Here is a 25,777-nt window from a genome sequence, read left to right on the forward strand (position 1 = left end):
AACTCTCCTGTGCGAAGTCGGTCAGACGCGATCAATATGTTTTTCGCCAAACAGCCCTTCGGGCCGTACCAGCAGGAACAGCAGCGCAAACACGTACGGGAACCATCCCTCGATGCCGCCGAAGTTGCCGCCGAACATCGACTGGAACACCGGCGGGATATAGATCTCGGCCAGCTTCTCCGACGCGCCGATGATGAGCCCGCCGACGATGGCGCCGGGCACCGAGGTGAAGCCACCGAGGATCAGCACCGGCAGCGCCTTCAGCGCGGTCAGCGTCAGCGCGAACTGCACGCCATTGCGCGAGCCCCACAGCATGCCCGCCACCAGCGCGACAAAGCCCGCCACGCCCCAGACGATGGCCCAGATGTTCTGCAGCGGAATGCCCAGCGACAGCGCCGCCTGGTGGTCGTCGGCCACCGCGCGCAGCGCGCGGCCGACCTTGGTGTACTGGAAGAACAGCGCCAGCGATCCGACCAGCACGCCGGCGATGGCCGCCGCCGCGATGTCGAACTTGGACAGCACGATATTGAAGTTGGTGAGGATCGACTCGATCGGCTCGTCGACGATGCCCAGGTTGATCGGCCGCACTTCATTGCCGAACAGGAGCGGCCCCAGCCCTTCCAGGAAGAACGACAGCCCGATGGTCGCCATGAACAGCGTGATCGGCGGCTGGTTGACCAGCTTGCGCAGCACGAAGCGCTCGGTGCTCATGCCGACCAGGATCATCACCACGAAGGCGCCGATCACCGCGGCCCACATCGGCAGGCCCTTGTCCATCAGCCCGACCACCGCCAGCGCGGCAAAGTAGACCATCGCGCCCTGGGCAAAATTGAACACGCCCGAGGCCTTGTAGATCAGCACGAAGCCCAGCGCCACCAGCGAGTACATCAGTCCCGACAGCAGGCCGCCGAGCAGGATTTCAATGAAGAACGTCATGGTTTGCCTTTGCTTGCTTCCGTTGGTCCACCAACACCACTGTCTGCCTCCCCTCTCCCGCTTGCGGCAGAGGGGAGCACCCCCGCGCTCAATGTGAGGTTCCCAGGTATGCCTTGATCACGTCAGGGTTGCCCTTGACCTCTTCCGGCGTCCCGTCTCCGATCTTCTTGCCGTAATCCAGCACCACCACGCGGTCGGAGATATCCATCACCACGCCCATGTCGTGCTCGATCAGCACGATGGTGGTGCCGAACTGCCGGTTCACATCGAGGATGAAGCGGCACATGTCCTGCTTTTCTTCCACGTTCATGCCGGCCATGGGCTCGTCGAGCAGCAGCATCGACGGCTCCGCCGCCAGTGCCCGCGCCAGCTCCACGCGCTTCTGCAGGCCGTATGGCAGGCGTCCCACCGGCGTCTTGCGGATCGACTGGATTTCGAGGAAGTCGATCACCTCCTCGACCTTCTGCCGGTGCCGCATCTCTTCATTGCGTGCCGGGCCCCACCACAGCGCGTGCGCAAACAGCCCGGTGCGGAACTGCGTGTTGCGCCCGGTCATGATGTTGTCGAGCACCGTCATGCCCTTGAACAGCGCGATGTTCTGGAACGTGCGCGCAATGCCCTGGCGCGCGGCGGCGGTCGGGTGCATCTGCTTGCGCTCCTCGCCGCGAAACACGATGCGTCCCTGCTGCGGGTGGTACACGCCGTTGATCACGTTGAGCATCGAACTCTTGCCGGCGCCGTTGGGACCGATGATGGCGCGCACCTCGTGCTCGCACACGTCGAACGAGATATCGGTCAGCGCCTTTACCCCGCCGAACGACAGCGAGATGTGCTGCAGGTCCAGGATCACCTCGCCGCCGGTGCGCGCCTGTGCGCCGGTGCGCTGCGCGTGGCGCGTACCGGGATGCGCGCCGCTGTCATCCGTCAGCCCCGACGGGGGCAGCGGACCGGTGGGAGCCATCGCTCCGCCACTGCCGGCGCCGCTCGCATCGGTGCGTGCCGCTCCCGTCCACTCGCGCTTGCCGGCGCCTTGCCAGGCCACTTGCGTCATGTTGCTGCCTCCACCCTGTGCGCTCATGCCGCGCGCGCCGCCGCCGGCAGCCGCTTGGCATCCATCAGCTTCAGCGTGGCCGACACGCTGCCCTCGCGCCCGTCTTCAAACTTGACGCGCGTCTCGATGAACTGTTCAGACTTGCCCGCATAAAGGGCCTCGACCAGCACCGCGTACTTCTCCGCGATAAAGCCGCGCCGTACCTTGCGCGTGCGGGTCAGCTCGTCGTCGTCCGGGTCCAGCTCCTTGTGCAGCACCAGGAAACGCGCCACCTGCGAGCCCGCGAGCATCGGGTCGTGGGCAAGGTCGGCGTTCACCTGGTTCACGCACTCGCCGATCATCTCCAGCACGTCCGGCTGCGCGGCCAGGTCGACATAACCGGCATACGGCAGGTGGCGGCGCTCGGCCCAGTTGCCCACTGCCTCGAAGTCGATGTTGATAAAGGCACAGACCTGGTCGCGGCCGTTGCCGAAGGCCACCGCCTCCTTGATGTACGGGAAGAACTTGAGCTTGTTCTCGATGTACTTGGGCGCGAACATCGAGCCATCGGCCAGCTTGCCCACGTCCTTGGCGCGGTCGATGATCTTCAGGTGGCCGTCGGCGTCGATCACGCCGGCGTCGCCAGTCATGAAGTAGCCCTCGTCGTTGATGGCCTCGCGGGTGGCGTCGTCGCGCTTGTAGTAGGACTTGAGCAAGCCCACGCCGCGCACCAGCACCTCGCCGTTGTCGGCGATGCGGATTTCCATGCCGGGCGCGGCCGGTCCGACAGAATCGAACTTGACCTTGCCGTCGGGCTGCAGGCACACGTAGGCGCAGGTCTCGGTCTGGCCGTAGAACTGCTTCAGGTTCACGCCGATCGAGCGGTAGAAGCGGAACAGGTCCGGGCCGATCGCCTCGCCCGCGGTATAGCCGACGCGGATGCGGCTCATGCCCAGCACATTGCGCAGCGGGCCGTAGACCAGCGCCTCGCCCAGCGCATAGCGCATGCGCTCCGCCAGCGGCACCGGCTGGCCGTCGAGGATATCGGTGCCGCAGCGTCGCGCCACGTCCATGGCCCAGTGGAACAGCTTGCGCTTGATCCAGCCGGCGTCCTCCATGCGGATCATCACCTGCGTCAGCAGCCCTTCATAGATGCGCGGCGGCGCGAAGTAGTAAGTGGGGCCGATCTCGCGCAGGTCGGTCATCACCGTCTCGCGCGATTCCGGACAGTTCACGGTGAAGCCCGCCACCATTGCCTGCGCATACGAGAACAGGTTGTCGCCGACCCATGCCATCGGCAGGTAGGACAGCACGTCGTCATCGGCGCTGAGCTTGTCGAAGGCGCAGCCGTTGCGCGCCGAGCCGATCAGCCCGTAGTGCGAATGGCACACGCCCTTGGGCTTGCCGGTGGTGCCCGAGGTATAGAGGATGATCGCGGTGTCGTCGGGCTGCCCCGCGGCGATGGCCTCGTCATAGAAGCCCGGATGCGCCTGGTCGAATTCGCGCCCCAGCTCCTGCAGGCGCTCGTACGACATCAGCGAAGGGTGGTCGTAGTCGAGCAGGCCGCGCGGGTCTTCGAAGATGATGTGGCGCACGGCGCGGCCCGACTCGGCCAGCAGCGCTTCGACCTCCAGCAGCTTGTCGACCTGCTCCTGGTCCTCGACGATGGCGAACTCGATTTCCGCATCGTTGAGCACGTAGACCATCTCGTTGGCGATCGCGTCCTGGTACAGCGGCACCGGCACGCCGCCCAGCGCCTGTGCCGCGGTCATGGCCCAGTACAGGCGCGGGCGGTTGTCGCCCACCACCGCCAGGTTCATGCCGCGTTTGAAGCCGAGCGCGGCCAGACCACATGCCAGCGCCCTCACCTGCTGCGCCACCTGGGCCCAGCTGTATGTCTGCCAGATGCCGAGATCCTTCTCGCGGTAGGCCGGATGTTCCGGCCGCTGCTGGGCGTGCGCCAGCAGCCATCGCGGGAAGGTCGTCGCCGACGATTCCTGCATCGCTGTCTCCTGTCCCTCCGGCGTGGGGGTCCACGCCCGGTGTCAAGCGCCGGTCCGGTCGTTATACTTGGCCTGCTTTGCGCGGCGGCATCCGCCGCATCGCATCAAGCCCGGTGTGCCATCTCAGGGGGCCGGGAAAGCGTTGCCGCCATTCCCCGGCGTGCCTCTGGTGACACCCGCGGTTCCGTTGTGATCGTACGATAGTCCATGCCAACCACCCCGGTTGTCACGCCGGTGACAATTCCGGGTTAATCCCTACCGGAGCTTGCGCAGGCCATGCTGAACGATTTTGTCGACCGCTGCGTGTGGGCAGCAGACCTGAGTCCGGCGCAGCGCGAGCGCGTGCGCCGCGCCATGTTCGTGCACGAGTACAGCCAGGGCGACTACGTCTGCCACAAGGGCGACAAGGCCGAGCACTGGATGGGCGTGCTCGAAGGGATCGTCAAGATCACCACGGTATCGCCGTCGGGCAAGTCAGTTACCTTCACCGGCGTGCCCACCGGCGGCTGGTTTGGTGAAGGCGCGGTGCTGAAGTCGGAGATCCGCAAGTACGACGTGATGGCGCTGCGCCGCTCGACCATCGCCTTCCTGCCGCGCGACACTTTTCAGTGGCTGCTGGATACCAGCCTGCCGTTCACGCGCTTTCTGCTGACGCAGTTCAACGAACGGCTGGGGCAGTTCATCGCCGCGGTCGAGTATGAACGGCTGCTCGACATCGATTCGCGCGTGGCGCGCGCGGTGTCTTCGCTGTTCAACGAGCACCTGTATCCCGGCATCGGCAAGACGCTGGAGATCTCGCAGGAAGAGATCGGGCTGCTTGCCGGCATCTCGCGCCAGCGCGCCAACCAGGCGCTGAAGGTGCTCGAGCAGCAGGGGCTGGTGCGGGTGGACTATGGCGTGATCGAGGTGCTGGACCTCGAAGGCTTGCGGCAGTACGGGGAGTAACGTGGGCAGCGCCATCGACGCCGCCACCTTGCGGGCGTATCGTGAAACGCACTACCGGGTGCTGGGCGACAGGCCGATGCGCTTGCGCATCGACCAGCCCAGCGCGGCGCTGGCCGCGCTGCACCAGGCGCATGGCGTCGACTGCAGCGCCTTCATTACGGCGGCCAACCCGTTCAGCCAGCGTTGTGGCGACGCCGCCAATGCGCAGCGTCAGCTGGCACTGGCGCAGAACCTGGAGCGCATGGGCTTGCGCGCGATAGCAGCCGCCGGCGAGCATCCGTCAAACGGCTGGCCGGCCGAACCAAGCTTCCTGGTGCCCGGGCTGTCGCTGCAGGATGCGCGGATGCTCGGGGAACAATACGGCCAGAACGCCGTGGTGTGGAGCGGCGCGGACGCGGTGCCGCGGCTGGTGCTGCTGCGCTGAGCGTCCGGCTGGCGCCGGCGCGGTTCGACGCCAGCGCCCGCTGGTGTTGTCGTAAACGGAGTGGGTGCACTCTACCGCGCATTCCTGTTACCGGATGCGGCGCAGTGTTTCGGCATATAACGCGGTGTAAACGGGATTCCGCGGGCCCGGCGTCGGCAAAAGAAAACGGCCGCCCGAAGGCGGCCGCCGCAAGCGCGCAAGCCGCCGCGCGGCTTACTTGCTATACACGTACACCCCACGCCCCGTCTTGCGCCCCAGGTAACCCGCGGCCACCATCTCGCGCATCAGCATCGCCGGACGGTACTTGGGATCGGCGAACTCGGTGTACAGCACTTCCATCACCGCCAGCATGGTGTCCAGGCCAATCATGTCGGCCAGCGCCAGCGGCCCGATCGGGTGGTTGCAGCCCAGCTTCATGCCTTCGTCGATCTCTTCCGGCGAGGCCAGGCCTTCGCCCAGCACGCAGAAGGCTTCATTGATCATCGGGCACAGGATGCGGTTGACGACGAAGCCCGGGCTGTTCCTGACCGTGATCGGGTACTTGCCGAGCTGCTTCGACAGGCCTTCCACGGCGGCGTGGGTGGCGTCGCTGGTCTGCAGGCCGCGGATCAGTTCGACCAGCGCCATCACCGGCACCGGGTTGAAGAAATGCATGCCGATAAAGCGGTCGGCGCGCGAGGTCACGGCGGCCAGCTTGGTGATCGAGATCGACGAGGTGTTGGACGCGATGATCACGTTGTCGCCGACGATGCCGTCGATCTGCTTGAGGATCTTGACCTTGAGATCGTAGTTCTCGGTGGCGGCCTCGATCACGATGTCGGTGCCCTTGAGATCGTCATACGACGTGCTGCCCTGGATGCGCGCCAGCGCGTCGGCCTTTTGCGCTTCGGTCAGCTTTTCTTTCTTGATCAGCCGGTCCAGGCTGCCCGCCACCGTGGCCACGCCCTTCTGCACCGCGGCGTCGCTGATGTCGACCATCACCACGTTCAGGCCCACCACCGCGCAAGCCTGCGCGATGCCGTTGCCCATGGTGCCGGCACCCACGATGCCTACCGTCTTGATTGCCATCTTGTCTTCCTCTGCTTGCTTGGTTGAATGCCTGGATGCGGGCTTCAGGCGCCCTGCTCGCGCAGCGCGGCGATGATGCGCTCGGCATGACCCTTGAGCACGTCCGGCTCCTGCATGTCGCGCGCGTGGCCACGCAGCGCCTGGTCGTTGTAGCGCGGCACGATGTGGAAATGGATGTGCGGCACGGTCTGGCCCGCCGCGGCACCGTTGAACTGGCCGATCGAGATGCCGTCCGGGCTGAAGGCGGCGCGCACCGCGCGCGCCACGCGCTGGGTGGCGACGATGGCCGCCTGCGCGCCGCGCTCGGACAGGTCGAAGAGATTGACCGCGGCTTCCTTGGGCACCACCAGCGTATGGCCGTCGGCCTGCGGCATGATGTCCATGAAGGCGATGGTGTCGTCGTCCTCGTACACCTTGATGCACGGCATTTCGCCGCGCAGGATCTTGGCAAAGATGTTGTTCGGGCTGTACTGGGTGTCCATGGTTTCGGGCTTGCGGTTATCTGGAATACGTTGGCCGTAGCGCGGCCGCCGGCGCAGCCTTCGAGTGTAACGCAGGGCGGCCCGTCACTGCGGCCGCCCTGCGCGGTAATCGGGCACGCGTTCCGCGCGGTGCCGGCGGCGCTACATATTGCGGCGATACTGCCCGCCAACCTCGAACAGCGCGTGCGTGATCTGCCCCAGCGAGCAAACCCGCACCGCGTCCATCAGCACCGCGAACACGTTCTGGTTGTCGATCACGGCCTGGCGCAGCCGCTGCAGCATCGCCGGCGCTTCGTCGGCATGCGCCTGCTGGAACGCCTGCAGGCGGTCGAGCTGGCTCTGCTTCTCGGCCTCGCTGGAGCGCGCCAGTTCCAGCTTCTGCGGCACCGGATCGCCCTCCGGATTGCGGAACGTGTTCACGCCGATCAGCGGCAGCGTGCCGTCGTGCTTGAGCTGCTCGTAGTAGAGCGACTCCTCCTGGATCTTGCCGCGCTGGTAGCCGGTCTCCATCGCGCCGAGCACGCCGCCGCGCTCGGCGATGCGCTCGAACTCCTGCAGCACCGCCTCTTCCACCAGGTCGGTCAGTTCCTCGATCAGGAAGCTGCCCTGGTTGGGGTTCTCGCACCTGGCTACGCCCCATTCGCGGTTGATGATCAGCTGGATCGCCAGCGCGCGGCGCACCGATTCGCCGGTGGGCGTGGTGATGGCCTCGTCGTAGGCGTTGGTGTGCAGCGAATTGCAGTTGTCGTAGATCGCGATCAGCGCCTGCAGCGTGGTGCGGATATCGTTGAAGTCGATCTCCTGCGCATGCAGCGAGCGGCCCGAGGTCTGGATGTGGTACTTCAGCTTCTGGCTGCGTTCGTTGGCGCCGTACTTGTCGCGCATGGTCACGGCCCAGATGCGGCGCGCGACGCGACCCAGCACGCTGTACTCGGGGTCCATGCCGTTGGAGAAGAAGAACGACAGGTTGGGCGCGAAATCGTCGATATGCATGCCGCGCGCCAGGTACGCTTCCACATAGGTGAAGCCGTTGGACAGCGTGAACCCCAGCTGCGAGATCGGGTTGGCGCCGGCCTCGGCGATGTGGTAGCCCGAGATCGACACCGAGTAGAAGTTGCGCACCTGGTGGTGGACGAAGTACTCCTGGATATCGCCCATCACCTTGAGCGAAAACTCGGTCGAGAAGATGCACGTGTTCTGGCCCTGGTCTTCCTTCAAGATGTCGGCCTGCACCGTGCCGCGCACGTTCTGCAGCACCCACGCGCGAATCTTGGCCTCCTCGTCGGCGGTGGGGTCGCGGCCGTTGTCGGCGCGGAACTTGTCGAGCTGCTGGTCGATGGCGGTGTTCATGAACATCGCCAGGATGGTCGGCGCCGGGCCGTTGATGGTCATCGACACCGACGTGCTCGGGCTGGTCAGGTCGAAGCCGTCGTACAGCACCTTCATGTCGTCGAGCGTGGCGATCGACACGCCCGAGTTGCCGACCTTGCCGTAGATGTCGGGGCGCACATGCGGGTCTTCGCCATAGAGCGTGACCGAGTCGAACGCGGTCGACAGGCGCTTGGCGTCCATGCCCTCCGACACCAGCTTGAAGCGCCGGTTGGTGCGGAAGGCATCGCCCTCGCCGGCGAACATGCGCGTGGGATCTTCATTTTCGCGCTTGAAGGCGAATACGCCGGCGGTGTACGGGAAGCTGCCGGGCACGTTTTCGCGCATCAGCCACTTCAGCACCTCGCCGTCGTCGTCGAAGCGCGGCAGCACCACCTTGCGCACCTTGGTGCCCGACAGCGTGGTGGTGACCAGCCCGGTGCGGATCTCCTTGTCGCGGATCTTCACCACGTATTCGTCGCCGCTGTAGGCCTCGCGCATCTGCGGCCACATCGCCAGCAACTTGCGCTCGACCTGGCCGAGGGCCGTGTCGCGCTCCGCGGCGAGCGCATCGAGTGCGGTGCCGTCTCCGTGCGCGGCCTTCAGCATGCGGCTCGATTCGCGCAGCTGCTGGCGCTCGCGCGCAATGCGGCTTTGCTCGGCCACGCGGCGGTGGTAGGCGCGCACGGTGTCGGCCAGTTCGGCCAGGTAACGGCTGCGCGCCGGCGGCACGATCACGTTCTGGCCGGTGGAGATGCGCCCGGACAGCGCCGGCAACGCGCCCGGCCGCAGAACCAAGCCGCGCGCGGCGAGCGCTTCGCGCAGGCCCTGGTACAGCATGGTCACGCCGTCGTCGTTGAAGCGCGAGGCCTGGGTGCCGTAGACCGGCATGTCCTCCGGCTTGCCATGCCATTGCTCGCGGTTGCGCTGCACCTGCTTGGCCACGTCGCGCCAGGCATCCTGCGCGCCCTTGCGGTCGAACTTGTTGATGGCGACAAAGTCCGCGAAGTCCAGCATGTCGATCTTCTCGAGCTGGCTCGCCGCGCCGAACTCCGGCGTCATCACGTACAGCGACAGATCGACGTGCGGCACGATGGCGGCGTCGCCCTGGCCGATGCCGGAGGTTTCGACGATCACCAGGTCGAAGCCCGCCACCTTGCACGCGGCGATCGCGTCGGGCAGCGCCTGCGAGATCTCGGAGCCGGCCTCGCGCGTCGCCATCGAGCGCATGAAGATGTTCCGGTGGTTGATCGCGTTCATGCGGATGCGGTCGCCCAGCAGCGCGCCGCCGGACTTGCGCCGCGACGGGTCGATCGAGATCACGGCGATCGACAGCGCATCGTGCTGGTCCAGCCGGAAGCGGCGGATCAGCTCGTCGGTCAATGATGACTTGCCGGCGCCGCCGGTGCCGGTGATGCCCAGCACGGGGACCGATGCCGGTTTCGCCTGCGCATGCATCGACGCCACCAGCGCGCCATCGGCCTTGCCGTTTTCCAGCGCGGTGATCAGCTGCGCCAGCGCGCGGCGGTCGCCGCCGGCGACCGCATCGAGCGAAGTCGGGGCGTAGCGCGACAGGTCGATGTCGCAGCGCTGCACCATGTCGGCAATCATGCCGGCCAGGCCCATGCGCTGGCCGTCCTCGGGGCTATAGATCCGTGCCACGCCATAGGCCTGCAGTTCGCGGGTCTCGTCGGGAACAATCACGCCGCCGCCCCCGCCGAAGACCTGCACGTGTTCGCCGCCCTTCTCGCGCAGCAGGTCGACCATGTACTTGAAGTACTCGACATGCCCGCCCTGGTAGCTGGAGATCGCAATCCCCTGCGCGTCTTCCTGCAGCGCGGCGGTCACGATCTCCTCCACCGAACGGTTGTGGCCAAGGTGGACCACCTCGCAGCCGTGCGACTGCAGGATGCGGCGCATGATGTTGATCGAGGCATCGTGGCCATCGAACAGCGAGGCGGCCGTAACAAAGCGCACCTTGTTGACCGGACCGGCGCCCTGCGCGGTCGGCTTGGGCTGGGGCGCCCCGCGGCGCACATCATGCACATCGGAAAGGTCGGTCATTGTCTCCACCGTCTCTGGTGTTTCGCTGCCGCCGCGGCGTGCGCCGGTCATGTTGTGGGGTGCCGTGCCTGGACGGCTTGTCGGCAAGCGCGCGGGCCGGGTCCCGGATGGGGGCCGGTCGATTATATGACGTTGACGTTAACGTTAATCAATGGGGCGGAACCCCGAGGGCGGGCGGCTCCGCCCTTCTAGAGTAGGCGCCGCCGCCAAGCAAAAGGCCACCCGCAGGTGGCCTTGTCCGAAAATCGTCGGGCGCCGTTCAGGCCCAGATCCTGGGGCACTCGCCGAACGCATCGGTGCTGTGCTCTTCCACGCGGTGGCGCATCGCCCGCAGCCACCCGGACAGCCGCCGCAGCGACCACGGTGCCGGCACCTGCGCCAGCGTAAAGCGCGCCCCAGCGCCGTCGCCCGACAGCCATACCCGGTAGCCTTCCGGCAGCGCCAGCTCGGCACCAGGTTCCAGCCAGATATCGTTGGGGTTGCCCTCGACCGTCAGCCACAGCTTGCCGGTCACCGCGCAGACGGTCTGCCCGTAACCAGCGCGCCAGCTGACCGGCCGTCCGGGCTCGTCCAGTTCGAAAGTCCGTAGTTCGCGCATGTTGCACTCCTCTCAGCCTGTCGGCGTCGTCATTGCCGCCACGCTTCCATTATTCGCATCCCTCACTACAATCCCATGTACAGTTGTGAACAGTTTTCGATGCACTGTTCAGTAGTTTTTCCTGACAGTTGCCCTGCGGCTGCGCGCGGATCCCATGAAACTTATCTTAGATGCTTCCACCGGAATTCCACTGACCGAGCAGATCGTCGAAGGCGTGAAGTCGTGGATCGGCAACCGCGAGGCGCGCCCGGGCGCGCGGCTGCCGTCGATCCGGCAGCTGGCCGCCGAGAACGGCATCAGCCGATTCCCGGTGATCGAGGCCTATGACCGGCTGGTGTCGCAGGGACTGCTCGATTCGCGCCAGGGGTCCGGCTTTTATGTGGCGGACAGTCCGCTGGCGGGGCGCTCGGCGCGCGGCTGGTCGGACCCGAGCCTGGCCGAGGATCTGTCCGACCATATCCTCGAGCAGTTCAACCACCCCAGCGGCACGCTCAAGCTCGCCGGCGGCTTCGTCCCGGAGAGCTGGCGCGACGTGGAAGGCCTGACGCAGGCGATCCGCGCGATTTCGCGCAACGAGATCGACAGCGTGATCCATTACGCCACCCCGATGGGCCATCCGGAACTGCGCCGCCAGGTGCTGCTGCGCGTACGCCAGTTGGGCATCGCCGCGGAGCTGCCGCAAGTGCTGATCACCACCGGGGCCAGCCAGGCGCTGGACCTGGTGGTGCGCCACATGCTCAAGCCGGGCGACACGGTGTTCGTGGAAGACCCTGGCTACTACAACCTGTTCGGCCTGCTGCGGCTGCATGGGGTGCAGCTGGTGGGCGTGCCGCACACACCCAACGGCCCCGATCCGGACGCCACCGAGGCGCTGCTGCGCCAGCACAAGCCGAAGCTGTTCTTCACCAACAGCGTGCTGCAGAACCCGACCGGCTCGACGCTGGCGCCGCCGGTGGCGTTCCGGCTGCTGGAACTGGCGCGCCGGCATGGCTTCCGCTTTGTCGAGGACGATATCTTCTCGGACTTCCAGACCCACTTCACCGACCGGCTGGCCACGCTGGACCAGCTCGAGCACGTGATCTACATCGGCGGCTTTTCCAAGACGGTATCGGCGTCGCTGCGGATCGGCTACCTGGTCGCCGACAAGGCGCTGGTCAAGGACCTGGTCGATGTGAAGGTGCTGACCAGCGTGGCCGGCTCGCACTTTGCCGAGGCGGTGACGGCGGCGCTGCTGGAGCGCGGCGGCTACCGCAAGTATGTGGAGCGGCTGCGGCTGCGCGTGCGCGAGGCCGTGGCGGTCGCGGTGCGCCAACTGCATGGCAATGGCTGGGAGGTGTTCTGCCAGCCCTCCGGCGGCAACTTCCTGTGGGCGCGCCCGCCCGGCATCGCGGATTCGCGCGAGCTGGTGACGCTCGGCGAGCAATACGGCGTGACGCTGGCGCCGGGCAACTACTTTCGCCCCGGCGGCGAGACCTCGGCCTGGATCCGCATCAACGCCGCCTATGCCAATGAGCCGCGCGCGGTGGCGTTCATGCAGGCCGCGGCAGAACGCGGCCGCTGAGCGCCGCGGTCAGCCGCCGTGGTTATGCAGCACGGCATGGCGCCGCGCGTAGGCGAAGTAGATCACCAGCCCCACCGCCAGCCAGACCAGGAAGGCGGCCCAGGTCAGCGCCTGCAGGTGCGCCATCAGGAACAGGCAGAAGCCGATCGACAGCAGCGGCACCACCGGCACGCCCGGGCAGCGGAAGGCGCGCGGCAGCTCGGGCCGGGTCTTGCGCAGCACCAGCACCGCCACCGAGATCAGCGTAAAGGCCGCCAGCGTGCCGATATTGATCAGTTCCGCCAGCACGTTCAACGGCACCAGGGCGGCAATCGCGGCAAACACGAGGCCCACGGTCCAGGTGGCAAAGTAGGGCGTGGCATGCACCGGGTGCACCGAGGACAGCCGCTCGGGCAGCAACCCGTCGCGCGACATGGCAAAGATCACGCGGGTCTGGCCATAGGTCATCACCAGGATCACCGTGGTCATGCCCAGGATCGCGCCCAGGTCGACAAAGCCCGCGACCCAGTTCTGCCCGGCAAACTGCAGCGCCAGCGAGACCGGATGATCGACCCCGGCAAATTTCGCGAACGGCACGATGCCGGTCATGATCGCCGCCACCACCACGTACAGCACCGTGCAGACCGCGAGCGAACCGATGATGCGATCGGCAGGTCGCGGCGCGGGTTGCGCACCTCTTCCGCGGCCGAGGTCACCGCGTCGAAGCCGATAAAGGCAAAGAACACCAGCGCCGCCGCATTGAAGATGCCGGTAAAGCCGAATGGCGCGAACGGCTGCCAGTTGGCCGGTTGCACGTGCCACACGCCCACCGCGATAAACAGCAGCACCACGCCGATCTTGATCGCGACCATCAGGTTGTTGACGCGCGCGGACTCGCGCACGCCATACGACACCACCCAGGTGATGGCCAGCATGATCAGGCACGCCGGCAGGTTCAGCACGGTCTGCACCCCGGGCACCGAGCCCGGTGCCGCGGTCAGCGCCACCGGCAGCTTCATGCCGAAACCCGTCATCAGCGACTGGAAATAGCCTGACCAGCCCACCGACACCGCCGACGTGGCCAGCCCATATTCCAGCAGCAGGTCCCAGCCGATCATCCACGCGACGATCTCGCCGAGCGTGGCGTAGCTGTAGGTATAGATCGATCCCGACACCGGGATGGCCGAGGCAAACTCCGCGTAGCACAGCGCGGCAAAGCCGCACGCCAGTGCCGCGATCACGAACGACACCGTCAGCGCCGGCCCGGCGGTCAGCGCGCCGGTGCCGGTCAGCACGAAAATGCCGGTGCCGATGATGGCGCCGATGCCCATCAGCACCAGGTCGACCGGACCCAGCACTTTTTTCAGGCCATCCTCGCGCGCGACGGCGAGCATCGCGTCGATATCCTTGGTACGGAACAAGCTCATTCAGACTCCCTGCAACGGTAACCAGGCCCGCGGCGGCAATGCGCGGGCCCGGAAAAAGGGCGGTAGTTTACGCCGCTGGCCGGACGCAAGCGTCACTTGCACCCGGCCACCGCGTTGCAGGAATGATAGGAAAGCCCCGCCAGGCCGGCACTGACGGCGGGCAAGGCACGCGCTCAGGCGTGCGCGAGGATATTGACCAGCTGCCCGAACGGATCGCGCACAAAGAAGCGACGCACGCCCCACGGCTCGTCGGCCGGGCCGTATTCCACGGCAAAGCCAGCGGCCACCATGCGGCGGTGCGCTTCGTCGACGTCGTCGACTTCGATCGACAGCGCGGGCACGGGCGTGCCGTTGCCGCCTTCCACGGCAAAGCTGACCTGGGCCCGCGCGGCGCCATCGCTGCCGTAGGTGCGGATCCAGCCGTGGTCCATCAGCAGGTCCAGGCCGAGCACGTCCTGATAGAAGATGCGGGCCTGGCTGGGGTCGGCAGTGCCGATATTGGCGACGATGCGGTTGACCTTCATGACCCGTCTCCGACTATCACTTCGCCACCGGCATGGTGAACTCGGCGCCCTTGGCGATCGAGTCCGGCCAGCGCTGCATCACGCTCTTGTAGCGCGTGTAGAAGCGCACGCCCTCTTCGCCATAGGCATGGTGGTCGCCGAACAGCGAGCGCTTCCAGCCGCCGAACGAATGCCACGCCATCGGCACCGGGATCGGCACGTTGATGCCGACCATGCCCACCTGGATCTGCCGCGCGAACGCGCGCGCGATGCCACCGTCGCTGGTGTAGCAGGAGACGCCGTTGCCGTACTCGTGCGCATTGATCAGCGCCACCGCCTCGGCAAAGTCATGCACGCGCACCACCGACAGCACCGGGCCAAAGATCTCTTCCTTGTAGATGGTCATGTCGGGCTTCACATGGTCGAACAGCGTGCCGCCGACATAGAAGCCGTTCTCATGGCCATCGACCTTGTGCCCGCGCCCATCGGTCACCAGCGTCGCGCCCTCCGCCACGCCTTTGGCGATATAGCCTTCGACCTTGGCCTTGTGCGCGCCGGTCACCAGCGGGCCCATCTCGGCATCGGCCTCCATGCCGTTGCGGATCTTCAAGGAACGCGCCCGCTCGGCCAGGCGCGGCACCAGCTGGTCGGCGACCTCGCCAACGGCAACGGCCACCGAGATCGCCATGCAGCGCTCGCCGGCGGAACCGTAGGCGGCGCCGATCAGCGCATCGACCGCCTGGTCCAGGTCCGCATCGGGCATCACCACCAGGTGGTTCTTGGCACCGCCCAGTGCCTGCACGCGCTTGCCGTGCTTCGTGCCTTCCGTATAGATGTACTCGGCGATCGGGGTCGAGCCGACGAACGACAACGCCTGCACGTCCGGATGCGCCAGCAGCGCGTCGACCGCTTCCTTGTCGCTCTGCACCACGTTAAACACGCCATCCGGCAAGCCGGCCTGGCGCAGCAAATCCGCGATCAACAGGCTCGGCGACGGATCGCGCTCGGACGGCTTGAGCACGAAGGTATTGCCGCACGCCAGCGCCACCGGGAACATCCACATCGGCACCATCACCGGGAAGTTGAACGGCGTGATGCCGGCCACCACGCCCAGCGGCTGGCGCAGGTTCCAGTTGTCGATGCCGCCGCCGATGTTGTCGGTGAAATCGGTCTTGAGCAGGTTGGGAATGCCGCAGGCAAACTCCACCACCTCGATGCCGCGCGTGACTTCGCCCCTGGCATCGGAGAACACCTTGCCATGCTCACGCGTGATCAGCGCGGCCAGGTCGTCGTGGTGCTGGTCCAGCAGTTCCTTGAACTTGAACAGGATGCGCGCGCGGCGCAGCGGAGGGGTGTCGGCCCACGCGGGGAAAGCGGCCTTGGCGGCGGCGACGGCCTCGGCGACGTCTTGCGCGGTGCCGAGCGCCACGCGTGCGGCAACTTCGCCGGTGGCGGGATTAAACACATCCGCCTGGCGCTGGCCGCCGGCGCGGCGCACGGCGCCGCCGATGAAATGATGGATTTCGGCGAGTTGCCGGTTTTCTGCAATGCTCACTTGGGGTTTCCTTCGAGAGCCGCGACACGCAGTACAGCGCGCCCGGCGTGCAATCCGAGACGCCGGGCCCGCGGGCCCGGCAACAAAGCGATGCGGCGCGCGCCGCTTACTGGATGGCCTGCAGCGCCTTCTTCACGGTATCGAAAAGTTCGCCGATCTGCGCTTCGGAAATGATCAGCGGCGGCGAGAACGCCAGGATGTCGCCGGTGTAGCGCACCAGCACGCCCAGCTCCAGGCACTTGAGGAAGGCCTCGTAGGCGCGCGCGCCCGGCTGGCCCGGACGCGACTCCAGCTCGATGCCCGCCACCAGCCCGTAGTTGCGGATGTCCTTTACATGCGGGGCGCCGCGCACGCCGTGCACCGCGGCCTCGAATACCGGCGCCAGTTCGGCAGCGCGGCCGAACAGGTTTTCGCGCTGGTACAGGTCCAGCGTGGCAATGGTGGCCGCCGCAGCCAGCGGGTGGCCCGAATAGGTGTAGCCATGCAGCAGTTCGATCGTCCCCGGCGCGGCCGCATTGACCACCGCGTCGTGCACCTCGCGACGCACGGCGACGGCGCCCATCGGCACCGCGGCGTTGTTGATCGCCTTGGCCATGGTGATCAGGTCCGGCGTCACGTTGAAGCGCTCGGCCGCGGTGGCGGCGCCCAGACGACCGAAGGCGGTGATGACTTCATCGAAGATCAGCAGGATGCCGTGCTTGCTGGTGATCTCGCGCAGCTTTTCCAGATAGCCGACCGGCGGCACCAGCACGCCGGCGGAGCCCGCCAGCGGCTCGACGATCACCGCGGCGACATTGGCCGGATCGTGCAGCGCCAGGATGCGTTCGAGTTCGTCGGCAAGGTGGGCGCCCCATTGCGGCTGGCCCTTGGAAAAGGCCGCTTCGGCGATGTTCAGCGTGGCCGGCAGATGATCGGTGCCGGGCATCAGGTTGGCCGAGAATGCCTTGCGGTTGGGGCCGATGCCGCCCACCGCCATGCCGCCGAAGCCGACGCCGTGGTAGCCGCGCTCGCGGCCGATAAAGCGTGTGCGCTGGCCTTCGCCGCGCGCGCGGTGGTAGGCCAGCGCGATCTTCAGCGCGGTGTCGACCGACTCCGAGCCGGAGTTGGTGAAGAAGATGCGGTCCAGCCCCTGCGGCATGATCGCCGCCACCTTGGTGGCGGCCTCGAACGACAGCGGATGGCCCATCTGGAACGGCGGCGCGTAATCCAGCGTGGCCGCCTGGCGTGCCACCGCTTCGGCGATCTCCTTGCGGCAGTGGCCGGCCGCCACGCACCACAGCCCGGCGCAGCCGTCCAGGATCTGGCGGCCGTCGTGGGTGGTGTAGTACATGCCGCTGGCCGACGCCAGCAGGCGCGGCGCCGCCTTGTACTGGCGGTTGGCGGTGAAGGGCATCCACAGGGCATCGAGATCGGGAATCACGGTCTTGGCGGCGTCCATACGTCCTCCTTGAGGGGAAATCGGGTCGGTTGGCGGGGGCGCGCTGGCAGGGCAGCGGCAGCGATGAGGGCCACTCTACCGGCGGCGACTGGCCGACAAAATATACAGTCCGGACAACCACGCCTTACCGTACAGTTTGATCACGCCAAATCGTACAGGCAAGCGGCGCTGCCCGACCGCCCCCAGTCGATGCTGGCGGGGGCCGCTCGGCGACGCGGTTCGGCATCCCACGCTGCAGTGCGGCAAATTTCGCGGGACCGGCACCGCAGCGGCCGCGACCGCGCCGGGCACCCGCTAAACTGTACAGGTCCACGCCCCATCGAGCGCCTGATGCTGACCCTGAACCTCACCCGCAGCCGCCGCGACGGCGATACCCTGACTGAGCAGATCGTCGCCGGCATCGCCGCGCTGGTGGAGCAGCGCGCGCTACGTGCCGGCGCGGCGCTGCCGTCGGTGCGGCGCTTTGCGCAGCACCACCATGTCAGCACCTTCACCGTGGCCGAGGCCTACGGGCGGCTGACCGCGCTCGGCTACCTTGCCGCGCGGCCTGGCGCCGGCTACACCGTGGCACACCGCCACGCCCCTGCCGGGCACGCGCGCGCGCCGCAATGGGAAGCGCCGGGACTGAATGCGGCCTGGCTGCTGTCGGACGTGTTTGCCGACCATTCGGTACCGATCAAGGCCGGCGCGGGCTGGCTGCCGGGCGACTGGCTCAACGAGGAAGGCTTGCACCAGGCCATGCGCGCCTCGGCCCGCGTGCCGGCGGCGCAGCTGTCGGGCTACGGCCATCCGTATGGCTTTGCGCCGCTGCGCGAGCACATTGCCGCCGGCCTGGGCCAGTACGGCATTCCGCTGCAGGCGCAGCAGGTGGTGCTGACCCAGGGCGCGACGCAGGCGCTGGACCTGGTGGTGCGCACGCTGCTGCGCGCCGGCGATACGGTGCTGGTGGAAGCGCCCTGCTATTGCAACCTGCTGCAGATCCTGCGGCTAGCCGGGTTGCGCGTGGTGGGCGTGCCGCGCACGGCGGCGGGGCTGGACACCGATGCGCTCGAGGACGCGCTGCGCGCCCACGCCCCGCGCGCGCTGTTCATCAACACCGTGCTGCAGAACCCGACCGGTGCCAGCCTGACCAGCATGAACGCCTTCCGCGTGCTGCAACTGGCCGAGCAGCACCGGCTGCTGGTGGTCGAGGACGATATCTACCGCGAACTCGCGCCGGCCGGCTCGCCGATGCTGGCGGCCATGGATGGGTTGTCGCAGGTGGTCTATATCAATGGTTTTTCCAAGACCATCACGCCGTCGCTGCGGGTCGGCTACCTGGCAGCCAGTCCGGACCTGGCCAAGGCGTTCGCGCGCACCAAGATGGCGGTCGGACTGACCTCATCGGAAGTGACGGAGCGGCTGGTGTATTCCGTGCTGACCAGCGGCCACTACGGCCGCCATGTGGCGGCGTTGTCCGAACGGCTGCGCGCGCAGCAGGACCGCGTGACGGAAAAGATGGAAGCCCATGGGCTGGAGGTGCTGCTGCGCCCGGAAGGCGGGATGTTCGCCTGGGCGCGCCTGAACGAATCGATGCAGGCGCAGTGGCTGGCCAGCCGGCGCGGCGGTCCGCTGCTCGGCAACCGCCTTGCTACGCTGGCACTGGAGCACGGCATCTGGCTGGCGCCCGGATCGTATTTCGAGCCGGACGAGACCGACTCGCCGTGGATCCGCTTCAACGTGGCGACCGGCGATGCGCCGCAGTTATGGCAGTTCTTTGACAGCCTGGCGCAGGCGCAGCAGGCGGCTTGAGGGGATGGATGCGGACTGCCGATGACGGGAGCAGGGTCAGTCCGCGGGATCAGAACGCGGCTGGGGGGCGCTCAGCTCCAGAGACGTTCGACCAGCCACCCCGCGGTGGCGCAAACGCCGACCCAGGCGGCAAGACAGGTGGCAATAAAGCGATAGCTCATCTCGGTATGGTCAACAAAGTTATGACGGGGGCATGAATTTTTCGCCGAATCATACATCCGTTCATGAATGTATGTAAGTGGAAGACAAGATTCCTTACGACTATCGCGGGCATTTTGTCGCATATCAGTCACATGTAGCGATGCCAGCCCGTCGCTCGGATGCACCCCTGTCGCCATCGGGGATGCCGCCGGCGCGCCCCAGGTCTCTGCTACCCTTGGTCCTGCCCGGCCCTGTGCCGGACGATTTCTCAAGATCTCACAGCGCAACGCTCGTTTCCCCATGCATACCCAAGACTTGTCCGCCTGGACCCACAGCCACGCCTTCGACGCGGGCAACCGCGCCGCCGAGCGCGGCACCCGCCTGGTCATGGTGATCACCGCCATCACCATGGTGGCGGAAATTGCCGCCGGGCTCTGGTTCAACTCGATGGCGCTGCTGGCCGATGGCTGGCACATGAGTTCGCACGCGCTGGCTATTGGCCTGTCCGCCTTTGCCTATGCCGCCGCCAGGCGCTACGCCGGCGACTGGCGCTTTGCCTTCGGCACCTGGAAGATCGAAGTGCTGGCCGGCTTTGCCAGCGCGGTATTCCTGCTCGGCATTGCCGCGCTGATGGCGGCGGGCTCGGTCGAGCGGCTGTTCACGCCGCAGGCCATCCACTATCGCGAAGCCATGGCCGTGACCGCCCTGGGGCTGCTGGTCAACCTCGGCTGCGCGCTGATCCTGGGCGGCCATGCGCATGGCCACGATCACGGACACGACCACGGACACGACCACGGCCACCATCACGGCCATGATCATGGGCATGGCCACCATCATCATGGCCATGGCGCCCATCACGACATCAACCTGCGCGCGGCCTATGTGCACGTGCTGGCCGACGCCGCGACTTCGGTGCTGGCGATTGTCGCGCTGGCCGGCGGCTGGTGGCTCGGCTGGGCCTGGCTGGACCCGGTGATGGGCCTGGTGGGCGCGGCGTTGGTCGGGCGCTGGGCCATCGGCCTGCTGCGCCAGAGCGGTACGGTGCTGCTGGACCGGGAGATGGACCACCCGGTGGTGGAAGAAGTGCGCGAGGTGCTGGCGGGCCTGGACCACGGCGACGAAAGCACCCGCGTGTCGGACCTGCATGTGTGGCGCGTGGGCCGGCAGCACTTTGCCTGCATCGTCTGCCTGGTCACGCACGATGCCGCGCTGACGCCGCAGCACGTGCGCGAGGCGCTGTCGGTGCATGAGGAACTGGTGCACGTAACGGTGGAGATCAGCCGCTGCGACGCCCCTCACTGAGGCGAGCACAGGGGCTCGCCGTTGGCTTGCAGGGACTCAGGCCAGCTCGCACCACATGCACAGCGGTGGCGTGTCCGCGGCGCGGTGGAATTCGCTCGATGACATGACCTCGGGCGGCAGCTTCGAGGCCGGCACCAGCGTAAAGCCGTAGCGCGCGAAATAGCTGGGGCAGCTGGAGGCCAGCAGCACCGCGCGCCGCGCGCCGTTGGCGCGGGCGCGCATCAGCGCGGCACGCACCACGTGGGTGGCCACGCCCTGGTCGCGGTGCTCGGGCAGCACGGCCACGGACCGGATCACCACGGTCTCGCCGCAGCGCTCGCCGGCGGCGCAGCCAATAATCTGCGTGCCAAGGATGGCAACGTGGAAATGCTCGAGCAAGCGCGGCACGCCGTCCACCGGCAACCCGCATCGTTCCAGCACGTCTCCCACGGCTGGTGCGTCCGACGGCATGGCCGCCCGGATCCGCAGGTCTTTCATCATCTGGAGCCTCTCATTCTCAAACTGCCTCGCGACGGGAAACGCCATGGAAGCCCGGACATGGCGGTGCCGCCATCTGGCGGCACGGGTTGCATGCAGGCCGACAGGCCTGTCGGGCAACATTACCCGATTCGGTGTTGTCGATCCATTGGGGAAAAATGGGTGTCCGGAATCGCTGCGCATACCGGTCAGGGCGTGCACGGCACAGCCTGCCGCTGTCATGGCGCTGGCCGATGACAGGGGCGTGAAAACAAGGGAAATGGCGCGGATGCGCTGGCGTGCCGGGCCGGCCGGGCCAAGCAGGAAAATGATGGAGGCGGGGATCCGGAATCGAACCGTCGTACACGGCTTTGCAGGCCGTTGCATAACCACTCTGCCACCCCGCCGCTGACGCAGCGCCTGAACGACGCAACGTGCTGCGGGCCGCAGTGTAGCGGGAAATGGAAATCTTTGCAGGAGGCGGCGCCGGAACGGCGCCGCGTCAGTCCGCGCCGCCCATGGCCGACTGGATGTAATTCTGCAATCCGACCTTGCGCACCAGCTCCAGCTGCGCCTCGAGCCAGTCGATATGTTCTTCGGTGTCTTCGAGGATATCGACCACCAACTGGCGCGAGACATAATCGCCGACCGATTCGAAATACTTGATTGCGTCCTTGCAGCTGGCCTGCGACACCTGCTCCAGCTTCAGGTCGCAGCCGAGCATCTCTTCGGTGTTCTCGCCGACCAGCAGCTTGTCGAGGTCCTGCAGGTTGGGCAAGCCGTCGAGCAGCAGGATCCGTTCGATCAGCTTGTCGGCGTGCTTCATTTCCTCGATCGATTCCTCGTACTCATGCTTGCCCAGCGCGCGCAGCCCCCAGTGCCGGTACATGCGGGCATGCAGGAAATACTGGTTGATCGCGGTCAGCTCATGCCGCAGCTGCGTATTCAGCAATTGGATCACCTTCTTGTCGCTCTTCATGGCAGCCCCCAATGCCCCTTTGGCAGGGACACACGATGTCGCGATTGCACGACCACAGCAACGCCACGGCGAATCGTCCGCCGTGGCTTTCATGGTAGTCCCGCGCAAGCGGACATCAAAGCCATCCGGGCCCCCGCGCGGCGTTGCTTGTGCCGCATGGATACGCACTTTCGCATCTGCTTGCGGATGCGAATGCCAATGGTTTTTATTCGGCTTTCAAAAGCGCCCGGCACGACATCGCGCCAATGCAAAGGCGGGCGCGCGGCATCGGCCGCCGCGCCCGCCACGGGTCTCTCGCTCGATGCAGGTCAGTCCAGCTTCGCGCCCGAATCCGCCACCAGCGTCTTCAGCACCGGCCAGTCACGGGCGTAAAGCGCCTGCGCCTCGGCCGGTGAACTGCCCACGGTGCGCAGTCCCAGCGCGACCATGCGCTCCTGCATCTCGGGGGTCTGCAGGATGGCGCGCACCTCGCCTTCCAGCCTGGCCAGGATCGGTGCCGGCACGCCTACCGGCGCCATCAGCCCGATCCAGCCGACGGTCTTGAAGGCGCTGTCCGGCATGCCGGCCTCGGCGAAGGTGGGCATCTCGGGCAACGCGCTGCTGCGCTGCGTGCCGGTGACCGCCAGCGCCTTGAGCTTGCCGCTCTGGATATAGGGCTTCGCGGTCAGGATGCTGGCGAAGCCGAACTGCACCTGCCCGCCGAGCAGGTCCTGCAGCATCGGCGCCTCGCCCTTGTAGGGCACGTGCGTGGCCTGGCCGTGCACCAGCTTGCTGTAGTAGGCGCCGCTCAGGTGCGACAGCGAACCCACGCCCCACGAGGCATAGCTCAGCTTGCCCGGCCGCCCGCGCGCGTATTCGCCCAGTTCGCGCACCGTGCGCGCCGGCACCGACGGATGGGTCACCAGCACCAGCTGCGCGTCGGCCAGCACGCTGATCATGGTCAGGTCCTTGCGCGGGTCGTAGGGCAGCTTCTGGAACAGGAACTGGTTGGTCAGCACCGACTGCGTCAGCGTCATCAGCAGCGTGTAGCCATCGGGGGCGGCCTTGGCCACGGCATCGGTGCCGATGATGCCGGAGGCGCCGGCCTTGTTGTCGACCACCACCGGCTGGCCCAGCCGCTTGCCGAGCTTTTCGCCCATGGCGCGCGCAATGGTGTCGGTGCCGCCGCCGGCCACATAAGGCACGACGATGCGGATCGGCTTGGCGGGATAGGCCTGCGCCGCGGCGGGCAGGGGCACGCCGAGCGAAAACCCGGCCACCACGCCGCCAGCGGCCATTGTCAGCAAAGCGCGTCGGTTCATGTTGTCTCCAGATCGATTTTGTTTTGGAGGCCAACCTTAGTGGGCTTGAGAACTTACGTCCAATGCAATATTTTTCAGTTCTTGATGCACAAAGAGTTAATTTATGGGCTTAAGGCAGCTGCATCACTTCGTCACGCTGGTCGAGCAAGGCAGCTTCGCTCGCGCCGCGGCCGCGCTGCACCTGTCGCAGCCGGCGTTGACCCGCAGCATCCAGGCGCTGGAGTCCGAACTGGGCACGCTGATCGACCGCAGCTATGGCAAGGTGCGACCGACCGCCGCCGGCATGCTGGCGCTGGCGCGCGCACGCCGCATGCTGCGCGAACAGCGCGAGCTGCGGCGCGACCTGCAATTGCTGGAAGATGTGGAAATCGGCACGATCCGCGCCGGCTTCGGGCCGTTCGCGGCATCGTTCCTGCTGGACCCGGTGCTGGAGGCGCTGGTGCGCCGCTATCCGCGGCTGCGCATCGACCTGGAGACCGCCGACACCACCGCCATGCGGCGTTCGCTCGAAGCCGAACAACTCGACATCTTTGTCGGCGAAAGCCGCAGCCTGGCGGAACTGGGCCACTTGCAGATCGACCGGCTGCCGGCACTGGAAACGGCATTCTTTGTGCGCAGCGGCCATCCGCTGACACGGCAGCGCAAAGTCACCCTGGCCGACCTGCGCGCCTATCCCGTGGCCGGGACCCGGCTGCCACCCCATATCGTGCGCTTCTTCCGCCAGGCCTTGCACGAGGCCAGCGGTGGCAGCGGTCCGCTGCCCGAGGACGAGCCCGGGCTGATGACGGTCACCTGCAACGACATGCATGCGCTGCGCGCACTGCTGCTGGCCGTCGATGCCGTGGCGCTGGTGCCGGCCGCCATGATGGCCGACGCCTGCGCGCGGCATCTGGCCGTCGCTTTGCCGATGCACCCGCCCACCGCGCTGAAGGCGCAATACGGGATCGTGACGCTGGCCGGGCGCACCCCGTCGCCGGCCATGCGCGTGTTCGCCGCGCTGGTGCATGAAGCGGTGGCGCAGGTCATTGCCGATGCCGGGCCGCCTCCGTAAGCCAGGCCCAATCCCGCGGTTCACCCCGCGGCGACCGCGGGCCGTCCGGCCTGGACGCCCGATGGCAGCCGCGCCGCCAGACGCTGGCGCGAGCGCTCGGGGTTGACCATGCGCAGCCCGGCCAGCGCTGCCACCACCATGATCGCGCCACACAGCGCCAGCCCCAGTTCAAAGCCGCGCGCGCCGGGCATGTTCTGCACCAGCACGCCCGTCACCAGCGGCGCCAGCACGCCGGCGACCGACGACACCGAAGCATCGATCGCCAGCACCGCGCCGCGCTGCCCCGCGGGCACCACCTCGGCCAGCATCGCCGGGCCGAGCGAATAGATCGCCGGCGCGCACACGCACGCCAGCACCAGCAACCCCACGCGCATGGCCGGCGTGGTGTCTGGCCACAGCAGCAACAGGAAGAAGCCGCCCGCCAGTAGCAGCATGCCGGCCGATACCCGGCCGCGCGCCACCCGCGACGACACCCCGCGCGCGAGCAGGCGTTCCGAGCACCACGCGATGGCGATCGTCAGCGGCAGGTTGGTGCCGACGATCAGCGCGAACAGCTTGCCGCTGACGGCATGGTCGAAACCCAGCCCGCTTTGCAGATACGCCGGAATCCAGGTCAGGCATAGCGCCAGGCCCCAGTACGCCGCCAGCCGCAAGGCAAAGCAGCCGAGCACGGTGGGATCGCTCAGCAGGACGCGATATGGCAGCCGCTGCGGCGCGCTGGTGCCCGTGGCGACGTGCGCGTCGGTGCGTTCGTCGAGCGTGCCCTCGCGCCCGAGCGCAAGCCACGCCACCGCCCACACCACGCCCAGCACCGCCAGCAGGTAGAAGTTGGTGCGCCAGCCCCAGTGCGAGGCCACGGCCGGAATCAGCAGCCCGGCCAGCACGATGCCGATGCCCGCGCCCTGTGTCAGCACCGCCACCGGCAGGTTGCGCCGGTTGTTGGGAAACCACTTGTAGCAGGCGTGGATCGCCACCGGCGCGGCCGGCCCTTCCATGAAGCCCAGCAGCACGCGCGACACGATCAGCACCGCCAGGCTGGACGACAGCGCGATCGGAATCTGGCATAGCGACCATGCCAGCGCCATCAGCACCAGCAGCCGCGAGGTCGGCGTGCGGTTGGCGAGGAAGCCGCCCAGCACGCCGGACACCGCGAACAGCCAGAAGAAGCTGCTGCCGACCAGGCCGAACTGTGCCGGCGTGAGTCCCAGTTCCGCCATCATCGGCGCGGCCAGCAGGCCCACCACCATCTTGTCCATGGCGTTGACCACCAGGAAGAAGAACAACAGCACTGCGGTCAGCCACGCGCGGCGCGGCTGGTAGGTTGAAGTCATGCGTGTCTCCCGGAAGGATGGGATGCCCGCCGCGGCGGGCACCA

General features: G+C 67.1%; 20 protein-coding genes, 1 tRNA gene and 1 pseudogene. 6 read left to right on the plus strand and 16 right to left on the minus strand.

The genetic code is table 11. From position 1 onward, the window contains the following. Positions 1–21 precede the first annotated feature (21 nt). From E5S69_RS07390 to E5S69_RS07400, 3 genes are all read right to left on the minus strand, one after another. Complete coding sequence (locus tag E5S69_RS07390) at positions 22–936, minus strand: branched-chain amino acid ABC transporter permease (protein WP_171514350.1); 915 nt, start codon at positions 934–936, stop codon at positions 22–24. A gap of 88 nt (positions 937–1,024) precedes the next feature. Continuing rightward, a complete protein-coding gene (locus E5S69_RS07395) occupies positions 1,025–1,987 on the minus strand; it encodes an ABC transporter ATP-binding protein (RefSeq protein WP_171514351.1) in 963 nt (320 codons plus the stop codon). Between the two features lie 23 nt (positions 1,988–2,010). Continuing rightward, the gene (locus tag E5S69_RS07400) at positions 2,011–3,969 is read right to left on the minus strand and encodes an AMP-dependent synthetase/ligase (protein WP_171514352.1); all 1,959 of its coding nucleotides are present in this window, start codon (positions 3,967–3,969) and stop codon (positions 2,011–2,013) included. 276 nt (positions 3,970–4,245) lie between these two features. Between E5S69_RS07400 and E5S69_RS07405 the strand changes: the two genes are divergently transcribed. Continuing rightward, the gene (locus E5S69_RS07405) at positions 4,246–4,914 is read left to right on the plus strand and encodes a Crp/Fnr family transcriptional regulator (protein ID WP_171514353.1); all 669 of its coding nucleotides are present in this window, start codon (positions 4,246–4,248) and stop codon (positions 4,912–4,914) included. Position 4,915: 1 nt separating this feature from the next. After that, a complete protein-coding gene (locus E5S69_RS07410) occupies positions 4,916–5,338 on the plus strand; it encodes a DUF3293 domain-containing protein (protein ID WP_171514354.1) in 423 nt (140 codons plus the stop codon). Between the two features lie 213 nt (positions 5,339–5,551). Here the strand turns inward: E5S69_RS07410 and E5S69_RS07415 are convergent, their stop codons facing one another. From E5S69_RS07415 to E5S69_RS07430, 4 genes are all read right to left on the minus strand, one after another. Beyond that, positions 5,552–6,454 carry a 3-hydroxybutyryl-CoA dehydrogenase gene (locus E5S69_RS07415; RefSeq protein WP_236901249.1) on the minus strand — a complete coding sequence of 301 codons (903 nt, stop codon included), beginning with the start codon at positions 6,452–6,454 and terminating at the stop codon, positions 5,552–5,554. Continuing rightward, positions 6,451–6,888 carry an HIT family protein gene (locus tag E5S69_RS07420; protein ID WP_171514356.1) on the minus strand — a complete coding sequence of 146 codons (438 nt, stop codon included), beginning with the start codon at positions 6,886–6,888 and terminating at the stop codon, positions 6,451–6,453. Before E5S69_RS07420 ends, E5S69_RS07415 begins: the two co-directional genes overlap by 4 nt. A 141-nt stretch (positions 6,889–7,029) precedes the next feature. Beyond that, entirely contained in the window at positions 7,030–10,320 is a 3,291-nt protein-coding gene (icmF, locus tag E5S69_RS07425; protein ID WP_171514357.1) for a fused isobutyryl-CoA mutase/GTPase IcmF, read from the minus strand. 259 nt (positions 10,321–10,579) lie between these two features. Further along, positions 10,580–10,918, minus strand: a complete 339-nt coding sequence (locus tag E5S69_RS07430) for a DUF2917 domain-containing protein (RefSeq protein WP_171514358.1) — start codon at positions 10,916–10,918, stop codon at positions 10,580–10,582. A 154-nt stretch (positions 10,919–11,072) separates the two neighbouring features. On the opposite strand from E5S69_RS07430, the gene E5S69_RS07435 reads away from it, so the two are divergent. Continuing rightward, positions 11,073–12,479, plus strand: a complete 1,407-nt coding sequence (locus tag E5S69_RS07435) for a PLP-dependent aminotransferase family protein (protein WP_171514359.1) — start codon at positions 11,073–11,075, stop codon at positions 12,477–12,479. A 9-nt stretch (positions 12,480–12,488) separates the two neighbouring features. On the opposite strand, the pseudogene E5S69_RS07440 reads toward E5S69_RS07435, so the two are convergent. The 4 genes and pseudogenes from E5S69_RS07440 to E5S69_RS07455 all read right to left on the minus strand — a co-directional run bounded on the left by E5S69_RS07440 (position 12,489) and on the right by E5S69_RS07455 (position 17,381). Then, positions 12,489–13,885 (minus strand): annotated as a pseudogene (locus E5S69_RS07440) (amino acid permease). A 173-nt stretch (positions 13,886–14,058) separates the two neighbouring features. Further along, a complete protein-coding gene (locus E5S69_RS07445; protein WP_171514360.1) occupies positions 14,059–14,409 on the minus strand; it encodes a VOC family protein in 351 nt (116 codons plus the stop codon). Between the two features lie 16 nt (positions 14,410–14,425). Next, positions 14,426–15,943, minus strand: coding sequence for a CoA-acylating methylmalonate-semialdehyde dehydrogenase (locus E5S69_RS07450; protein ID WP_171514361.1), 1,518 nt, complete (start codon positions 15,941–15,943; stop codon positions 14,426–14,428). A gap of 106 nt (positions 15,944–16,049) precedes the next feature. Further along, on the minus strand, positions 16,050–17,381 hold the full coding sequence (locus E5S69_RS07455; protein ID WP_171514362.1) for an aspartate aminotransferase family protein: 1,332 nt from the start codon (positions 17,379–17,381) through the stop codon (positions 16,050–16,052). 330 nt (positions 17,382–17,711) lie between these two features. Here E5S69_RS07455 and E5S69_RS07460 point away from each other — a divergent pair, with 330 nt between their 5' ends. Then, entirely contained in the window at positions 17,712–19,172 is a 1,461-nt protein-coding gene (locus E5S69_RS07460) for a PLP-dependent aminotransferase family protein (RefSeq protein WP_171514363.1), read from the plus strand. Positions 19,173–19,613: 441 nt separating this feature from the next. After that, positions 19,614–20,615: a CDF family Co(II)/Ni(II) efflux transporter DmeF gene (dmeF, locus tag E5S69_RS07465; RefSeq protein ID WP_171514364.1), complete on the plus strand. Its 1,002-nt coding sequence runs from the start codon at positions 19,614–19,616 to the stop codon at positions 20,613–20,615. Between the two features lie 36 nt (positions 20,616–20,651). Here the strand turns inward: dmeF and E5S69_RS07470 are convergent, their stop codons facing one another. The 4 genes from E5S69_RS07470 to E5S69_RS07485 form a co-directional block, all read right to left on the minus strand. Beyond that, on the minus strand, positions 20,652–21,095 hold the full coding sequence (locus E5S69_RS07470; protein WP_171514365.1) for a GNAT family N-acetyltransferase: 444 nt from the start codon (positions 21,093–21,095) through the stop codon (positions 20,652–20,654). Between the two features lie 308 nt (positions 21,096–21,403). After that, a tRNA-Cys gene (locus E5S69_RS07475) sits at positions 21,404–21,478 on the minus strand. A gap of 95 nt (positions 21,479–21,573) precedes the next feature. Continuing rightward, a complete protein-coding gene (bfr, locus tag E5S69_RS07480) occupies positions 21,574–22,050 on the minus strand; it encodes a bacterioferritin (protein WP_171514366.1) in 477 nt (158 codons plus the stop codon). A 308-nt stretch (positions 22,051–22,358) separates the two neighbouring features. Next, positions 22,359–23,351 (minus strand): Bug family tripartite tricarboxylate transporter substrate binding protein, encoded by a 993-nt coding sequence (locus tag E5S69_RS07485; RefSeq protein WP_171514367.1) that lies wholly within the window; start codon positions 23,349–23,351, stop codon positions 22,359–22,361. 103 nt (positions 23,352–23,454) lie between these two features. Between E5S69_RS07485 and E5S69_RS07490 the strand changes: the two genes are divergently transcribed. Beyond that, complete coding sequence (locus tag E5S69_RS07490) at positions 23,455–24,402, plus strand: LysR family transcriptional regulator (protein WP_171514368.1); 948 nt, start codon at positions 23,455–23,457, stop codon at positions 24,400–24,402. Between the two features lie 20 nt (positions 24,403–24,422). Here the strand turns inward: E5S69_RS07490 and E5S69_RS07495 are convergent, their stop codons facing one another. Then, on the minus strand, positions 24,423–25,733 hold the full coding sequence (locus E5S69_RS07495) for an MFS transporter (protein ID WP_171514369.1): 1,311 nt from the start codon (positions 25,731–25,733) through the stop codon (positions 24,423–24,425). Positions 25,734–25,777 lie beyond the last annotated feature (44 nt).

Origin of the sequence: Cupriavidus necator, from assembly GCF_013141915.1 — a bacterium.
In the GTDB taxonomy this organism is placed as follows: domain Bacteria; phylum Pseudomonadota; class Gammaproteobacteria; order Burkholderiales; family Burkholderiaceae; genus Cupriavidus; species Cupriavidus necator_B.

What these genes read in the sequence shown, in the direction of transcription:
- E5S69_RS07390 (WP_171514350.1), bottom strand. Translation starts at nt 936, where the DNA reads ATGACGTTCTTCATTGAAATCCTGCTCGGCGGCCTGCTGTCGGGACTG.
- E5S69_RS07395 (WP_171514351.1), bottom strand. Translation starts at nt 1,987, where the DNA reads ATGACGCAAGTGGCCTGGCAAGGCGCCGGCAAGCGCGAGTGGACGGGA.
- E5S69_RS07400 (WP_171514352.1), bottom strand. Translation starts at nt 3,969, where the DNA reads ATGCAGGAATCGTCGGCGACGACCTTCCCGCGATGGCTGCTGGCGCAC.
- E5S69_RS07405 (WP_171514353.1), top strand. Translation starts at nt 4,246, where the DNA reads ATGCTGAACGATTTTGTCGACCGCTGCGTGTGGGCAGCAGACCTGAGT.
- E5S69_RS07420 (WP_171514356.1), bottom strand. Translation starts at nt 6,888, where the DNA reads ATGGACACCCAGTACAGCCCGAACAACATCTTTGCCAAGATCCTGCGC.
- icmF (WP_171514357.1), bottom strand. Translation starts at nt 10,320, where the DNA reads ATGACCGACCTTTCCGATGTGCATGATGTGCGCCGCGGGGCGCCCCAG.
- E5S69_RS07430 (WP_171514358.1), bottom strand. Translation starts at nt 10,918, where the DNA reads ATGCGCGAACTACGGACTTTCGAACTGGACGAGCCCGGACGGCCGGTC.
- E5S69_RS07435 (WP_171514359.1), top strand. Translation starts at nt 11,073, where the DNA reads ATGAAACTTATCTTAGATGCTTCCACCGGAATTCCACTGACCGAGCAG.
- E5S69_RS07445 (WP_171514360.1), bottom strand. Translation starts at nt 14,409, where the DNA reads ATGAAGGTCAACCGCATCGTCGCCAATATCGGCACTGCCGACCCCAGC.
- E5S69_RS07455 (WP_171514362.1), bottom strand. Translation starts at nt 17,381, where the DNA reads ATGGACGCCGCCAAGACCGTGATTCCCGATCTCGATGCCCTGTGGATG.
- E5S69_RS07460 (WP_171514363.1), top strand. Translation starts at nt 17,712, where the DNA reads ATGCTGACCCTGAACCTCACCCGCAGCCGCCGCGACGGCGATACCCTG.
- dmeF (WP_171514364.1), top strand. Translation starts at nt 19,614, where the DNA reads ATGCATACCCAAGACTTGTCCGCCTGGACCCACAGCCACGCCTTCGAC.
- E5S69_RS07470 (WP_171514365.1), bottom strand. Translation starts at nt 21,095, where the DNA reads ATGATGAAAGACCTGCGGATCCGGGCGGCCATGCCGTCGGACGCACCA.
- bfr (WP_171514366.1), bottom strand. Translation starts at nt 22,050, where the DNA reads ATGAAGAGCGACAAGAAGGTGATCCAATTGCTGAATACGCAGCTGCGG.
- E5S69_RS07485 (WP_171514367.1), bottom strand. Translation starts at nt 23,351, where the DNA reads ATGAACCGACGCGCTTTGCTGACAATGGCCGCTGGCGGCGTGGTGGCC.
- E5S69_RS07490 (WP_171514368.1), top strand. Translation starts at nt 23,455, where the DNA reads ATGGGCTTAAGGCAGCTGCATCACTTCGTCACGCTGGTCGAGCAAGGC.
- E5S69_RS07495 (WP_171514369.1), bottom strand. Translation starts at nt 25,733, where the DNA reads ATGACTTCAACCTACCAGCCGCGCCGCGCGTGGCTGACCGCAGTGCTG.